Raw genomic sequence first — 15,270 nt, 5'->3', positions numbered from 1 at the left:
GGAGCCGGGCATTGCGAAGCTCGGGGTTTCCGGGGACGGCAGATCAACGGACAAGCGGCGGACCGAATCGGGGACCGCCGTCGTATCTACATGCGCGTGTGCGCATTCATTTATGAGATGGGGCAGTCATGACGACCGATCCGAACGCAACCGACACCGAAGCCACGGTCATCGATGTCACCAAGGCCGTGCCGGGTGAGTTCCAAGAGATCCTGCTGAAGGTCGGCCCGGGCGGCGGGCGCAAGCAGCGCTTTCAGGGGCGACTGCTCGGCGAGGCGCGCGACTACACGAAGACCGGGATCGCGGTGACCCGGGTTTACCTGAGCCGCAAGGGCAAGTACGTGGTGCACCGGCAGGCGTCGGAATGGTCGGACTTCGCGGCGATGAGCTGGATCAAGGACTGGAAGAAGAACTGGCGCGAGATATTCGAGATCGACGACCAGACCTGGGCCGACTACACGCTCGAAATCGTCGAATCCTTCGACGAACTGGCCGGGCGGATACCGGCGAAGATCTACCGCTCCCTGGTCGATGTGCGGCAGCACCCGCAGACCGAGGATCTCGACATCTGAGCCGTCGGCCTACCACTCTTGTATCGATTCCCGAAAGGAATTGTCCCGCATGTTCGCTCGATTGGGCGCGATCGTCGTTCACAACCCGTGGAAGGTGATCGGTCTGTGGCTGCTCATCATTATCGCGGTGGTGGCCTCGGCGCCGGAACTCAAATCGACCACCGATCAATCCGCCTTCCTGCCATCGCATTACGAGTCGATTCAGGCAATGGAATTGCAGCAGAAGGCATTTCCGCAGAATCAGGCGCCGGCGGCGCTACTGGTCTTCGTGCGCTCGGACGGTGCGCCGCTGAGTGCGGGGGATTCGGCGAGTGTCGCGACCATCGCGGCCAAGCTGAACGACCAGCGCATCAAGGATGTCACCGGGATTCAGGCCGGTCCGGCCTCGGAGAACCGGCTGGTGCAGATCGCCGCAGTGCAGATGACGAAGGTGACCAATGCGGGCGATACCACGCAGAGCGATGCGGTCGAGAAGTTGCGTGACGCATTGCAGGAGCAGGTGCACGGCACGGATCTGAAGGCGGGCGTCACCGGTCAGGCGGCGCAGATGCTGGATCAGACCGAGTCGGGCGCCAAGGGTATGGCCATCATCGGTATCGCCACCGTGGTGTTGATCCTGGTGCTGTTGCTTATCATCTTCCGCAGTCCGGTGATAGCGCTGCTGCCGATCATCGTCATCGGCGCGATCTCCAGCACCGTCGGCGGCCTGATCGCCATGGCGGCCAAGGCATTCGACCTGAAGGTGGACAGTTCGGTGAACTCGATCCTGCTGGTCGTGCTCTTCGGCGTCGGCACCGACTACATCCTGTTCCTGATGTTCCGCTATCGGGAGCGGCTGCGGGCGGGGGAGGACCCGAAGACCGCCATGGTCAGCGCCGTCACCAAGGTCGGTGAGGCCATCACGTCCGCGGCGGGTGCGGTGATCATCGCCTTCATGGCGCTGACGCTGTCGACGCTCGGCATGTTCCGTGCGCTCGGCCCGGCCCTGGCGATCGCGGTCGGGGTGGCGCTGCTGGCCGGACTGACATTGGTGCCTGCCGTGGTTTCGCTGTTGGGCACCAAGGTGTTCTGGCCGTCGAAGGCATGGCGGCAGGAGCCGAAGGGGGCGCGGTTCGGCGCGATCGGCGCGGCGATGGGGCGTCGGCCCGGTGTGTTCGCGGCGGTGTCCGGTGGTCTGCTGGTGGCTTTGGGCGTGCTGGCCATCGGTTTCCATCCGACCTTCGATCTCAGCTCCGGCTCGACTTCGGACGCCTCCGAATCCACGGTCTTCAGCAAGGAATTGCTCAAGGGTCTGCCCGCCGGATCCACCCAGCCCTCCGAGGTGCTGCTGCACTCCACCAATGGCGCGCCGCTCGATGGTGACCAGCTGACCGTCTATCGCGCGGCGCTGGCGGCGGTGCCGGGTGTGAGTCAGGTTGGGGCGCCGACGGTTTCGAGCGATGGCATGGCGGCCGACTTCCAGGTGACGCTCAATGGCGCGCCCGAGTCGGATGCCGCCCTCGATACGGTGCGGGATCCCCTGCGGGACACGGCACATGCGATGGCTCCTGCGGGTAGTGCGGCGGTCGTAGGCGGTATCTCCTCGGTGTACGTCGATTTCCAGGATGCGATGGTGCACGACTACAAGATCGTGTTCCCGGTGGCCGGGATTCTGATCATGATCGTGCTCGCGTTGTTGCTGCGCAGTCTGGTGGCCCCGTGGTATCTGATGGCCTCGGTGTTCCTCGGGTTCGCCGCAACTCTCGGCGCCGCGGTGCTGGTGTTCCAGCACTTCCAGGGCAACTCCGGGCTGATCTTCACCCTTCCGGTGATCATGTACCTGTTCGTGGTGGCACTCGGCACGGACTACAACATCCTCATGGTCGCGCGGTTGCGTGAGGAGGCACGGGCCGGGAATGAACCGAAACAGGCTGCGGCCCTCGCGGTGCGGCACACCGGGCCGACCGTCGCCGCGGCGGGTGTGATTCTCGCGGGCACCTTCGCTTCGATGATGTTGGCGGGGAATACCGTGCTCTCGCAGATGGGATTCGCCATCTCGGTCGGCATCGCGATCGCGGCATTCGTCATGGCGATGTTCTTCACGCCTGCCGTGACTGCCTTGATCGGTCACCGGGCGTGGTGGCCGGGACATGGGGATCGAGATGCCAAGGGTGGGTCCGGTGAGTTGCGCGAGGCGGGCTGGGATCAGTATGCGTACGCGGACAGCTGACTACAGCTCGGGCGCCGTGCAGGCATCGGATGCGAGCCGATCCTGGCGGTGATCGAACACCGGTGAATGGCGAGGTGAGTTCAGCCGCTGAATAGGAACAGGGCCGTCCGCTCGGAATATCCGAGTTGGGCGGCCCTACCTTATCGACTTCGATGACACTCGCCTCGTTGGCACAGACCCAGTGAACATGGCGCACATGTTGCAACTTGTGCGCCGCAGTCATTGGATGTGTGCCAGCGCAATTGTGGTGCTGGGGCGTGTGCTGCGGTGAGTCGAGGACTTCCGGAGCGACCGGGCCTGGACCGGCGGCTAGCTGCTGATTGCGTAGGGGCGGCGGACCTTTCTGGCGAACTCGAGGACCTGGGCGATTGCGGTGCGCGACAGCCCTACCTCTGCGCCGATGCTGGTGGGGGTCCACGATTGATCGGCGAGCATGAGGATTTCGGCGAGTTGCTCCACGGGGATGACCGACAGGCCGCGGCCCGCGATCGCACGAGCCACCGACCACACCTCGACGTCATCGCTCTCCGAGCCGAGGTTCTCGGCCAGCAGGCCATCGGCCGAAAGTGTTTGCACGACTTCGCTGATCACTTCGCTGGTGGTGCGGCGTTGCGAGCGGTCGAGCTGCCTGATCTCGGCTGCGGGTTCCTCGGCGGGGCTTTGCGAATCGTTGTGATCGGTCTCGTTCTCGGTGATCGCGGGGTGTTGATCCGCCTGCGGTCCTACTGCTCGCGCGATGCGCTCGGCTGGGGTCGGGGCCGCGGAGCTGCGCGTGGCGCGTCGAGTTTCGGGTGCGTCGGTGCGTGTCCGGGTTTCGGTGCGAGAGGGCGTTTGCCGGCCGAGAGTTTCGTTGGAGTTGTGGTTTTCGACTGCGTCGGCAGAGTGGTGACCGGACCGTGCTGACGGTTCGACTGTCGCAGTGTCGAAGATGCTCAGTTGCGAGTCCGTCGAGGGCTTGGATGCCTGATGGGAATCGACTTGTGCGGCAACAGAAGCGGTGCGTTCGTCGCGACTGCTGGCGGTAGTCGCCTGTGCCTGAGGCTCAACGCGCGAGGCGGTGGCGCGCTCGTCGCGGGTGTACGCGGTGGTACGAGTGTCGGTATCCGTGCGTCCGACCTGAGTGGTGGCCGGTGCCGTGTGGGGCTCGGTTGCTGCGGCGACGAAAGTGGTGCGTTCGTCGCGGGTACTGGTCGTATTCGGCTGTGCCTGAGATCCGACGCCTGAGGTAGGGGCCGTGTGCTCGGCGTGAGCGGTCGCCTGTGCGGTACGGGGCTCGGCGGTTGTGACTGCGGGAGTTGTGTGCTCGACGCGGGTGGTCGTCGGGGCTGTATGAGGTTCGGCTGCGGCGGGAGTCGTGTGCTGGTCGTGAATGCGTGCGGCGGTTGTGCGGGGCTCGACGCTTCCGGTGGTGTCGGCGTGCGTGGCGTTCGGGCCGCTATTGGTTGCGAAGCGCGGATCCAGGTTGGGGGCGTGAAGCATATTCTCGCCGAGGGGGTTTGCGGCAGCCGCTGGGGTGTGGGTCGGCTGCGGGTTGTGGCCTGTCGCCGCGGCCGTGGTGTGGGGCGCGTTGGGCGGTGCTGAGTGCGCGGAGATTTCGCCGATCGTGGATTCGTCGAGCATTGCGCGGTTGGCAGCTGGGGAATGGGCAGGCGTGTTACCCGCTGTGGATGCTGGAGTGTGGGTGGGCGTTCGGCTGTGGCCGATAGGAGTGGCCTCGACCTGGACTCCGCCGTTGATCGTTGCCGAAGGGGAAGGTGCCTTGCCGGTATCGGCTGCATTGGGTCCGACTGGCGCGCCGGGCGTTGTGCGTGTGGCCATTTCGGTATGCGCGGCGTCAGGGGGCACCGAGTTGATCGCCGGGTGGTTCGGTGTTGCGTAGATGGGTTGGGCGGCAGGGTCGGTCAACGTCCGTGCGCTGCCATGGATCGAATCCGATGACGGAATGGTCGCCGGGCCAGCATGCCGGTAATCATCGACGGTCGGGATCTGTTGTGTGAGACGGCCGTTGGTCGAGCGAGTGCTTTGTGCGTGGTAGACGAGGGTTTCCGTGCAGTCGAGCCTGGAGACGGGGACCGCCTCGGGTTGAGTGCCGCGCATCGCTGCTTCGGCAACATGTTGCGAGTCGGTCATGTCTACGGGGAAGCGGACGCCAGCTTGGTCGAGCAGGGGATCGAAACCCCTGGCGGCGAGCAGTTCTCGGCGGTCGGTCGGTTCGTCGGTGCGGAATGTGGTGATCGGTGCGCCGCGTTCGGTGGTGACGCGATGCCGGGTCGGGAGGTCGGGCTCGTCGTCGACCAGCGGAACGCTGTCGATGAGCAGGGCGTAACGCGCGGAAACCCAGGCGTGCAACCAGATCACGACACCGACCATGACGGGAGCGATCGCGTATTCGGCGGCCTGTCCGAAGGCACCGGCGGCCAGGTGCGGGCCCGTGTTGAGTGCGACGGTCGTGCCGAGCAGCGCGGTTTCGAAGAAGACGACCTTGCCGCGGTCGAGTTCGCGGCCCCAGCGGGCGGCGGTCGTCGCGGCCACCATGATGGTGATGATCGGGATCGAGATCATCGCCTCGATCCCATAGCTCAACCAGTACAACGGATCCGACATGTTTCCGCTGGGCACCAGATTGTGCTGCACGTTCACCCCGGCCCACACCATGCCGAGCACCACCACCGCGATCAACGCACGCGAGGACCATTCGGCCCGGCGGTACAACTGGGCAAGTCGCGCATCCTGATTCGACACTCGCCGCCGTGCCGCCAGCGCCCGCCGATGCCACCGCGCGTCCGCGTCATCGGCCCGCTGGATCGCGGCCGTGGTCCGCCGGTCGCGCTTCTCCGCCGCCAGCTCATCCTCGACGGCTCGCTTCCGCTGCCCCCGCCGCTGCGCCCGAACCCATTGCGCGAGTTCACGTTCCGCATCGATCTCGGCATCGGACAGCACCTGCACCAGCGCCGCGTCATCTTGCAGCGGCAACCGGCCCCGCGCGTTCGCAACCCGCTCGGCCAGCGCGGCGATCTCGGACCTATCGGTCGACTGTTTGTCGCGCATCGCGAGCCTTCCCAGGAGCAGGTGTCATATCGACGAAGACCTGTTGCTCGAACATATGTGTGATCGCACCGAGACTAAACCGCTACCCACCCGAGGTCAATGCTCGCCGCCCGAAAAGTCGAACAAATGCGCGAACGGGACGCGTCATAGTCGTAGTGGCTCAGGCATTCTTGTGACAGACGGCCTCGAGCATGACGCCGTCGGGGCCGGTCCAGAAGGTGGCGTAGTACGGCGGGGGGTACTGGGGGAATTCTTGCGGGGCGTGGATGATTTCGTCGCCTCGAGTAGTGGCCCATGCGTGTGCGCGGTCGACGGCGGCGCGGGTGCTGACCATGAAGGCGAGGTGTTGGAGACCGGGAGCGGTGCGTGAGTAGCCCGGGGAATCGGCGGGGTAGAAGAAGATGTACGTGCCGGGCTTGTTGTTGGCGGGCCAGTAGGCGAATTGGTCGGCAGCGCTGAGCAGCGGCGCGTAGTCGAGCAGGGGCATCAGCTCGTCGTAATAGGCCTGGGCGGCAGCGAGGTCGGTGACATTGATGCCGAGGTGTCCGAGGGGCATGCTCGGAATTTACGCTCGATTCGGGGTCAGGCCAGGGTTGTGTGCCAGACGATGGCTGCGGCCAGGGCGCCTGCGCCGTTGACGGACCAGTGCAGGGCGATGGGGGCCAGGAGGCTGCCGCTGCGGCGGCGCAGCCAGGTGAAGACGACGCCTGCGGCGGCGGTGGCGGCCACGGCGAGGAGGATGCCGATGATCTGGGCCGCGGCGCCGCCGCCGACGAAACCGCTGAGGCCGCGGTTGCTGGCGGTCAGGCCCAGTGATGAGGCGATGTGCCAGAGGCCGAAGAGCAGCGAGCCCGCGGCGAAGACGCCGCGCACGCCGTAGACGCGGTCGAGGGTGCCGTGCAGGACGCCGCGGAAGGCCAGTTCCTCGGGGATCGCGGTCTGCAGCGGGATCACGATCATCGATGCGATGAGTGCGCCGGAGATGGTGGCGTAGCGGTCGGCCAGGAAGAACGGCCGGGTGATCGGCAGGAGCGCACCGATCGCGACCACCGCGAGCACCAGGCCGACCGCGCCGAGCGCGTAGAGCGTGCCGCGGCGCCAGTGCCGCGGGGAGAGTCCGAGTTCGGACCAGCCGAGTCCGCGCCGGCGCATCAGCGCGATCAGTACGACGGCGGCGATCGGAACGGTCAGGATGCTCGCCCACGCGGTGGTGAAGTGCGCGATCAGATTGGTGCCGGCCAGGACGACCACCACAACGGCCACGTCGAGATAGGCATGCAATTTGTGGCGGGGCGGCGCCGCTTCATCGAGGTCCTGTTGAAGCACCTGGCCCAGTGTACGGACGCGCGCAACCGGCGCAGGGGGGTTGGGTCGGCGGATCTGCGTCATCATCATGGTCGTATCCGTTTTCGCGTTCGGCACTGTCGGCGTTAATGCCGACCCCGCCAGCCGTCCGGATCCGCCCAGGCCTGCAGCGTCCGCGCGCTGTCGAACCGGCGGGGCACGCCGCTGATCGGATCGGTGAATTCGAGTGACGAAGCAAGCAGTTGCAGTGGCCGAGTGAAATCGTGCACAGGTTTGTCGGTGAGCACCGGATAGAAGTCGTCGCCGAGGATCGGAATGCCGAGTCCGTTCATATGCAGCCGCAGTTGATGGGTGCGCCCCGTCAGCGGCCGCAGCCGGTAGCGGCCGAGTCCGCCGCGCTGCTCGACCAGCTCGATCCAGGTCTGCGCATTGGGCTCGCCATCGACCTCTTGCGCGGCGAGCACCTGCTTTTCCTTGATGATCCGGCTGCGCACCGTGCACGGCAGCACCAGATCGGGGTCGAATGGCGCGATCGCCTCGTACTCCTTGCGCACCGTGCGCTTGTGGAACATCGTCTGATAGGCCCCGCGCCGGGCCGGATTGATCACGAACAACACCAGCCCCGCGGTGACGCGATCGAGCCGGTGCGCTGGAATGAGGTCGGGTAGGTCGAGTTCGCGCCGCAGCCGGACCAGGGCGGTCTGCAGAATGTGCTGGCCGCGCGGAATCGTCGCCAGGAAGTGCGGCTTGTCCACCACGAGCAGATCGTCGTCGCGATAGACGACGGGGATATCGAACGGCACCACGGTTTCGTCGGGCAGATCGCGATGGAACCAGACGGCGCCGCCCGGCACATATGGCGCGTCCGGAGCGATCGGACCGGCCAGATCGACGATCCCGCCCTCGTGTAGTAGCTCATCGATCCGCGCGGCCGGTACTCGCGGCAGCCGCTCCACGAGATGGTCGCGAATGGTCGCCCAATCGCCCTGCTCCGGCAGGCGGAGCCGGGCCGGGTCCAGGCCGTGCCGCTTGGGCAACGGCGGCTGCTGCCTCCTTCTCATCGCCATTGACCTTAGTCGCCGATAAATCCCCAGCTCACGGCCGGGTCGGGCTCAGAATCCGCGCAGCCGATCCGGGGTGATCCGCACAGTGACCGAGTATTCGGCGTGGAACTGTTCCTCGGTCATCGAAATGGAGGCGAGTCCCTTGGTGTATTTCTCGGTAAACGCGGCGATTTCGGTCTTGGTGGGGCCGGATTCGTCGATCCGGGCGGTGCCGGTCAGAATAACCACATCTGCGCCGAACGCGGTGCTATTGAGATGCAGCGACACCCGCGGGTTGCGGGCGATATTGCGCAGTTTGGATTTATCGGCCTGACTGAAGATCAGGAATTCACCGTCACGCCACTGGAACCACACCGGATTCGGCTGCGGTGTCCCACTGGGGCCGACGGTGGTCAGCCAGATGATGTTCTCCTGTTCCAGCCGGGCGGCGACCTTGGCGCCGAACGCGGTGCCGGTGTCGACGACGGGCGTGGCGGAGCGATCGGATTCGGTTGTCATGATTGTGCACAACGCCGGAATCACGGAGTCGATTCCGGCGCGGCACGGTTGCGCCACCTACGGCTCGGCGCGTTCGTCCAGGACCATCCGACGGGACTCGACCAGCGTCTGTCTGGCGCGGCGGCGGACCTTGCAGATGTCGACACCGCAATGCAGGTGCACCTGCATCGCGCGGTGTGCTTGCTCCTTGGTCAAGTCGCCCGGATCGCGGCGGCAATCACCGATACTCGAAATAATCGTCGTCACAAACATTTTCACAACTCCAAGCGCAGTCGCAATCTGTGTAGCTGGTGAAGCTAGCGACGTCCGGGCGCGAAAGGTGCAGGTATGACCTGTCGTTCACGCAACCTTCCTCGGCACGTCGAACGCATGAAACACGCGAGTCCGAGCCGGTCGGTCGATTAGTCGCGCGGTGGTCGGCAGGGCGAGCGGATAATGAATCGCGATATCGACTTCGGTTGCCCCGCCGACCTTTTCGGTGAGCGCCGCGTTCACCATCCCGGTGACACCGCCCGGTCGACCGGACGACAGCAATACGGGTGCGGCGTCGCGGGGGGCACGGTGGCCCGAGTTGGGCGGGTTGTCCAACGAGTGATGTCGACGTGTGGGACGCCCGCGCGCACCGCGGCTCGCAACACGCGGTCGTCGGGATCGTTGACCGTGCTCACCACTGCGCGCCTCGGCGTGGAAGTCGGCGGCGTTGGTGAGGTCTCACGGTGTGACCCTCGTACCGAGTTCTTCGGCAAGAGTACTGCCCCGCACAGGATTTCGTCCGGTTAGCAGCAGGAGCCGGTGCGCGGCCGCGAGGCGGGACAACTCGGTGCCGACGGTGCCGTGGCCGCCGGCGACGAGCACTGGTGCGTTGTCGTGGAACTGCACCCCCCGGATAACGGGGCTTGTGAAGTTGCACATATCGGATGCATCGTCTTGTTCGGATCCGATTCGGTGCGACGATGCACACGGATTCCGGTGTCGCCGAGGTGAACTCGGCGCTACGGTGGTCCGAATTCGATTCCGAAGGGCAGCGGGATCGGGACGGGAGGTAACAACGTGTGTTTCCTCATTTTGCGTGTCCAGAGCAGTCGAACCATTCCCAACGGTTGGTTCGGATCGAAGACCGTCGCATGAGGTGCGGCGATGATCAAATAATGCGAGGGGAACTTCCGATGTCAGCAGGGGTGACGCCGTCGAGTGCGCAAGAGTACGCCGCCGACAAGTACACGAAGGGTTTCGAAGTATTCGAAGAATGGCAACTGCACCGCTACAACCGGGAGAGTTACCTCGGGCATCCGCTGCGCAGTATGCAGCTGGGAATGCGCTATCTGACGCTTCCGCATTATTTCGGCAGAGTGCCACCGGTTCGGCTGTGGTTGCGGCGCTTCGGCGGGCCCCGAGTCTCGCCGGATTTCGCCTGCGTCGGCGCGTTGAAGAGCGGAACGACCGACCTCGCCAGCTATCTCATGCAGCATCCGAGCATCCTGGCCCCGCTCACCAAGGAGATCGGCCACGGCTATCCGCAGTTCTGGGGGCCGTACTTCCCGACCGAACAGGAGAAGGCCGAGGTGATGCGATGTACCGGCCGGGCGCTGGCGGGCTATTTCGACCCACTGCTGCACGACCTTCCGTTGATCGACAACTACAGTGCGGCCCGTCCGGACGCCAAGATCGTCATGATGCTGCGCGATCCGGTGGATCGCGCCTACTCGCATTACAAATGGGATCTGTTCCTGAGCAGCAAGGACGGCCTGCGCGCCATGCCGTACGGCAAGACCTACGCCGACTACATCGGATACGCGCTGGACATGTTTCCGGCCCCGCCGCCGCCGACCACGCTGCCCTCCATGCCGGTCCTCGGCACCGGTGTCTACGTCAATGCGGTATCCCGCTGGCTCGACGCGTTCGGCAAGGACAACGTCTACATCATCACCGCCGAGGACTTCTTCGCCGATATCTCGAAGACGGTGCGCGGCATCCACGAATTCCTCGGGCTGCCCGCCATCGAGCCGGTCCGCCACCACGTGTTGAACCGCAATCCGCTCGAATTCCCGGACCCCGACGACGCATCGGTGGCCCGGCTGCGCGAGTTCTATCGCCCGTGGAACGAGAAGCTGTTCGAAGTGATCGATCGCGATCTGGGCTGGAACGACCGCTAGCGAAGATGAGCGCCCGCGCGCGACGGGGTGGTGGCTGGAACCGGCTCCCGCCTAAGTGATTCCGACCGGCCCGCCGCGGACATTCGCGTGGCGTGCCGCGGCGGCCGGAACGTCCCCGCGCGGTCCGCCGAGCGGTTCCCGCAGGAATTCCGCGAGGATGTCGTTGGCCGTGTGCTGGGTATCAACCGGTCCGCGTTCGCCGCCGATGAACTGCGCTAGGGCGAATCGGGCGGGCGCGGCTAGGAATAGCGGCACGTCGGTGAAACCGAAGTGATTGGCCTCGGCGATCTCATAGCGGAATCCGACTGCCCGCAGGTGTTGGATGAGATCGCGGTTTCGGTCCAGGTATCGGCCGGAATGACCGGTCTCCGCATGATCGCTCTCCAGCAGCAGGAAGGGCCGTTGCAGCGCGCGGCCGGGTATATCGCCGTAGAGGGTGCCGTCGATATTGGCAGCGGCCTTGATCCGGGGATCGTCGGCCGCCGCGGCTATGGCACTCGCGCCGCCGAACGAATGTCCGATCGCCGCGATGTGATCGGTATCCAAGCGGTCCGCGAGGCTGCCGACGGCCTCGGGGCGGTCCAGTTGATCGATCACGAAACTCAGGTCACCCCTGCGCACTTCGAGTTGGTCGATCATGTACCGCTCGCCGTCCGCATCGTTGTCCGGGAAGTTCTCGACCTGCGTCGCGATTGTGCCATCCGCGAGTTCGGTGACCGCCGCCTCATAGGGATGATCGATGGCGAGCACGACGAAGCCGCGGCTGGCCAGATCGCTGACGAGACCGGTGTAGAACGCCCGGGGCGCGCCGTATCCGGGCGAGAAGAGCACCACCGGCCAGCGCGCGCGTTCCGCGCTGATCGGCACATCGGCGTACGCGTGGGTGTCGATGCTCGCGTAGTTGCTCATGACGAAACCGGGAATCCGAGCTACCCGACCGGGCAGTCGATCGAGTCCGGCGAGGTAGACATACTGTCGGCCGGATGCGACCTCCGTCGGATACCACGCCTGCACAACGACATTGCGGCGATCTGTGGTGGAATCGGTTGCCGTCTCTGGCCTTTGCTGATCGATCCAGCGAAAGATCTGCGAGCCCACGCGGTATCGGCCGGAGGGCTCGGGCAGGGTGGGGACAGGGAGAATGCTCCACGGCACGATGGCGATCACGGCGAGCAGACCGACGGCCGCGGGTGCGATGAAGGCGAGGATCCGGCGCTTGTTCGGCGGCTGCTCGGTGGGCGCGTGTTCGCGCGGTGCCGGTGCGGTCCGACGCGATCGGCTGAAGACAAGAACCGTCGCGGCGACGATGGCCAGATAGCTCGGCACCATCTGCCAGTAGAAGCTCTCCAAGAGGAGTTGGATCAGGCAGCCGATGACCAGCAGTGGCAAGACAACCGGCATCGCGTAGTAGACGCGCCTGGGAAATACCGCCGCGGCCATCGCGAAAAGGATGGCGGCGGCGGACACTACTCCATCGATGATCGACAATGCCCGCTCGCTTCCGTGTCACCGGACCCATGGCGGTCCGGTGGCGACTCGAATTCGAGCATCGCGCATCGGATGGTGCGGACACGTCGACAGAAGGTAGCGACCGGGTCATCCCGAAGGATGATCCGGCTACTTCCAGTACGCGCGGGACTTGATCGAGGTTTTCGGGAGGCCGTGGGTGGTCTTGAGTGACTTGACGATCGAACGGGTGGTGTGGCCGTCGCAGGCGACCCAGGCGTAAGCGTCTTTCGGGCACCGCATTTCGTGCGCCTGCTCGCGCAGCAGCCGACCATTGTCGATCCGCTGGACCCAATTCACCTGGTGGTGTGGCTTATTGCGGACCGGCAGTCCGGTGTCGGATTCGTACTGCCATTCCAGCCAGACTCGGGCCGGAACGTCGCCGATGGCGTCGAGCAGGGAGTTGATGGCCGGGAGCGAAGCGGTGTCCCCGAAGATGACGAACTCGCTGGGCAGCGGATCGGGCAGTTGGAAATCCGAGCCGAGCACCGAGACGTCGATCTGGTCGCCGACGGCCGCCCGCTGCGCCCACATCGATGCGGGACCGTGGTGGACCGCGAATTCGATCGAGAACTTATCCGCGGCCGGATCCGGATCGACCAGCGTGTATCCACGCTGATGCTCGCGCTCACCGTTCGGAATCCACAGGCGCACCCACTGCGTGGGATGCACCGGATGATCGGCGAGCAGTCCACCCGCCGTGAACCCGAGCCGCATGTACTTGTCGCTGATGTACTCGGTCGAGGTCACCGTGAGCCGGTAATCCTCGGCGCGCCACGCCTTCAGCATCAACCCTTCGAAGCCTCTTCCCATGTGACTAAGGTTAGCCTAAACATACTTCGATGTCGCCTGGGACCTGCGGGCCAACGGATATGGCTACGCACAGGGAGATTCGGGATTTCAACCCGCAATAGGCGTGTGGCCCCGAGGCATTCGACTGTCTCGGGGCCGACTCGCCGGTGGCGACTACACGTTGCAGGGAACCATGGCGACGCCCGCGATGGTGCATTCGGCCTCGCGGGTCAGCTTCCAGATGCCGTCGATCTGCTTCCAGGACAGGTCGAAGTACCAGGGGTCCCAGCCGTCGATGGACGTGGTGAGCTGGGCGGTGAGCAGATCGCCGGATACGTTGACCGGGCCGAGGATGTCCCAGCGGAAGCTGGACGGGGCGGCGGCCATGACGGTGCCGACCTGATCGACCAGGCCGAGTCCGGCCTCGCCCGCTTCGAGTTCGGCGGCGCGGACCGAGCGCGAGGCGCCGGTGTTCAGCACCAGTTGCAGCTTGGCCTTCAGCTCGCCGACGCCGGGGGTGGCGGTCCGCATCGGCGCGCCGATCGGCGCCGCGGTGGCCGGGGTGACCGCGGCGACGGTACCGAAGGCGCCGATCATGGCGGCTGCGGTAACCGCGAACGCCGCGGTGGCCAGGCGCGTCACCGGCCTATTTCTGGTGCTGAGCATCCTTCATCCAATCGTTCGTGTGCTGGAGTGCGCCCGGGTCGGGGACTGGCACTACAGTGCAATATAAGGTAAGCCTATGCAAAGCTGATAACGGAAAGTTAGGTGACCCTGGTTACCGAGATCGAACGCAGGAGAACCGTGGACACACTGTTGGTGCTCGGAGCCGGGCCGAAAGCCCTTGCGGTGGCGGCAAAGGCGCATGTCCTGCGGAAATTGGGGCTGGCGGCCCCGCGCGTGATCGTCGTCGAGGCGCATGCGGTCGGCGGCAATTGGCTACCGAGCGGCGGCTGGACCGACGGGCAGCACCGGCTGGGCACCAGTCCGGAGAAGGACATCGGCTTCCCGTACCACTCGACCTGGGCGCGCGGGCACAACCGCGCGATCGACGAGGCGATGATGGCCTACAGCTGGACCTCGTTCCTGGTCCAGCACGGCACCTACGCCGAGTGGATCGACCGCGGCCGCCCCAGTCCGCACCACCACGTCTGGGCGAAATATCTGCAGTGGGTGGCTCGCGCGATCGATCTCGAATTGGTGCTCGGGACAGTGGATTCGGTCGCCGCGGCGGCCGACGGCTGGCTCGTTTCGGTGACCGGCGCCGACGGAGTCACCAGCCAAATCGACACGGACGCACTGATGATCACCGGTCCGGGCCACAGCCGCCGGGCGCTGGCCGAACATCCCCGGGTGCTCAGCATCGCCGAATTCTGGGATCTGGCGGGCAAACGCGCGCTGCCGGTCTCCTCGCGGGTCGCGGTGATCGGCGGCGGCGAGACGGCGGGCTCGGCCCTGGACGAGCTGGTCCGCCACGACATGCTGACCATCTCGGTGATCACGCCCAAGGCCACCATCTACACCCGCGGCGAAAGCTATTTCGAGAACGCGCTTTTCAGCGATCCGACCAAGTGGAATGCGCTGAGCATGGACGAGCGCCGCGATGTCATCCGCCGCACCGACCGCGGCGTCTTCTCGGTTCGCGTGCAGGAGAGCGTCATCGGCGATAGCCGCGTGCATCACCTGCAGGGCCGAGTCGTCCGGGTCGCCGAACAGGGCGACGGCGTGGCGGTGACGCTGCGCAACGAGCGCCGCCCGGATCAGGTGCACGCCTTCGACCTGGTGGTCGACGCCACCGGCGGACAGCCGCTGTGGTTCCTGGAACTCTTCGATTCCAACGCCGCCGACCTGCTCGAACTCGCCGTCGGCGGACCGCTGACCCAGGCCAGGCTGGAGGCATCGATCGGCTACGACCTGGCGGTCTCCGGACTGGACACGAAGCTGTATCTGCCGAATATGGCGGCCATCGCGCAGGGACCCGGGTTTCCGAATCTCAGCTGCCTGGGCGAACTTTCGGACCGGGTATTGCGTACCGCTGCGGCGCGGCAGGTCGTCGGTGCGCGGCGGGCTGCGGCCGCTCGACTGGGCTGAGCGGCCCCATATCCCTTAATTCAGCTAGGTGA

General features: G+C 65.5%; 14 protein-coding genes. 4 read left to right on the top strand and 10 right to left on the bottom strand.

Annotated features, from left to right (window positions below):
• Nucleotides 1-128: 128 nt before the first annotated feature.
• Nucleotides 129-572: an EXLDI protein gene (locus ACHQ4I_RS39555; protein ID WP_420777032.1), complete on the top strand. Its 444-nt coding sequence runs from the start codon at nt 129-131 to the stop codon at nt 570-572.
• A 49-nt stretch (nt 573-621) separates the two neighbouring features.
• Nucleotides 622-2,781, top strand: a complete 2,160-nt coding sequence (locus ACHQ4I_RS39550; protein WP_420777031.1) for an MMPL family transporter — start codon at nt 622-624, stop codon at nt 2,779-2,781.
• 309 nt (nt 2,782-3,090) lie between these two features.
• On the opposite strand, the gene ACHQ4I_RS39545 is transcribed toward ACHQ4I_RS39550, so the two are convergent.
• From ACHQ4I_RS39545 to ACHQ4I_RS39515, 7 genes are all read right to left on the bottom strand, one after another.
• Entirely contained in the window at nt 3,091-5,829 is a 2,739-nt protein-coding gene (locus tag ACHQ4I_RS39545) for a hypothetical protein (protein WP_420777030.1), read from the bottom strand.
• Between the two features lie 160 nt (nt 5,830-5,989).
• Nucleotides 5,990-6,385, bottom strand: a complete 396-nt coding sequence (locus ACHQ4I_RS39540; protein ID WP_420777029.1) for a VOC family protein — start codon at nt 6,383-6,385, stop codon at nt 5,990-5,992.
• 26 nt (nt 6,386-6,411) lie between these two features.
• Nucleotides 6,412-7,155, bottom strand: coding sequence for a CPBP family intramembrane glutamic endopeptidase (locus tag ACHQ4I_RS39535; RefSeq protein ID WP_420777028.1), 744 nt, complete (start codon nt 7,153-7,155; stop codon nt 6,412-6,414).
• A 104-nt stretch (nt 7,156-7,259) separates the two neighbouring features.
• Nucleotides 7,260-8,195: an RluA family pseudouridine synthase gene (locus ACHQ4I_RS39530; RefSeq protein WP_420777027.1), complete on the bottom strand. Its 936-nt coding sequence runs from the start codon at nt 8,193-8,195 to the stop codon at nt 7,260-7,262.
• A gap of 51 nt (nt 8,196-8,246) precedes the next feature.
• Nucleotides 8,247-8,696, bottom strand: coding sequence for a TIGR03667 family PPOX class F420-dependent oxidoreductase (locus ACHQ4I_RS39525; protein ID WP_420777026.1), 450 nt, complete (start codon nt 8,694-8,696; stop codon nt 8,247-8,249).
• Nucleotides 8,697-8,753: 57 nt separating this feature from the next.
• The gene (locus ACHQ4I_RS39520; RefSeq protein ID WP_420777025.1) at nt 8,754-8,948 is read right to left on the bottom strand and encodes a hypothetical protein; all 195 of its coding nucleotides are present in this window, start codon (nt 8,946-8,948) and stop codon (nt 8,754-8,756) included.
• Nucleotides 8,949-9,035: 87 nt separating this feature from the next.
• Nucleotides 9,036-9,194: a hypothetical protein gene (locus ACHQ4I_RS39515; protein ID WP_420777024.1), complete on the bottom strand. Its 159-nt coding sequence runs from the start codon at nt 9,192-9,194 to the stop codon at nt 9,036-9,038.
• 668 nt (nt 9,195-9,862) lie between these two features.
• Between ACHQ4I_RS39515 and ACHQ4I_RS39510 the strand changes: the two genes are divergently transcribed.
• Nucleotides 9,863-10,849 (top strand): sulfotransferase family protein, encoded by a 987-nt coding sequence (locus ACHQ4I_RS39510; RefSeq protein WP_420777023.1) that lies wholly within the window; start codon nt 9,863-9,865, stop codon nt 10,847-10,849.
• A 51-nt stretch (nt 10,850-10,900) separates the two neighbouring features.
• Here ACHQ4I_RS39510 and ACHQ4I_RS39505 read toward each other — a convergent pair whose 3' ends face one another.
• From ACHQ4I_RS39505 to ACHQ4I_RS39495, 3 genes are all read right to left on the bottom strand, one after another.
• On the bottom strand, nt 10,901-12,316 hold the full coding sequence (locus ACHQ4I_RS39505; RefSeq protein WP_420777022.1) for an alpha/beta hydrolase family protein: 1,416 nt from the start codon (nt 12,314-12,316) through the stop codon (nt 10,901-10,903).
• Nucleotides 12,317-12,466: 150 nt separating this feature from the next.
• On the bottom strand, nt 12,467-13,168 hold the full coding sequence (locus tag ACHQ4I_RS39500; RefSeq protein WP_420777021.1) for a siderophore-interacting protein: 702 nt from the start codon (nt 13,166-13,168) through the stop codon (nt 12,467-12,469).
• A 153-nt stretch (nt 13,169-13,321) separates the two neighbouring features.
• Nucleotides 13,322-13,813: an MTB12 C-terminal domain-containing protein gene (locus tag ACHQ4I_RS39495; protein WP_420777020.1), complete on the bottom strand. Its 492-nt coding sequence runs from the start codon at nt 13,811-13,813 to the stop codon at nt 13,322-13,324.
• 138 nt (nt 13,814-13,951) lie between these two features.
• Here ACHQ4I_RS39495 and ACHQ4I_RS39490 point away from each other — a divergent pair, with 138 nt between their 5' ends.
• A complete protein-coding gene (locus ACHQ4I_RS39490) occupies nt 13,952-15,238 on the top strand; it encodes a SidA/IucD/PvdA family monooxygenase (RefSeq protein WP_420777019.1) in 1,287 nt (428 codons plus the stop codon).
• The last annotated feature ends 32 nt before the right edge of the window (nt 15,239-15,270 follow it).

This window comes from Nocardia nepalensis, from assembly GCF_048910785.1.
In the GTDB taxonomy this organism is placed as follows: Bacteria; Actinomycetota; Actinomycetes; order Mycobacteriales; family Mycobacteriaceae; genus Nocardia; species Nocardia nepalensis.
Note: the sequence above shows the minus strand (reverse complement) of the source record. Positions and strands in the feature narration are given on the sequence as shown.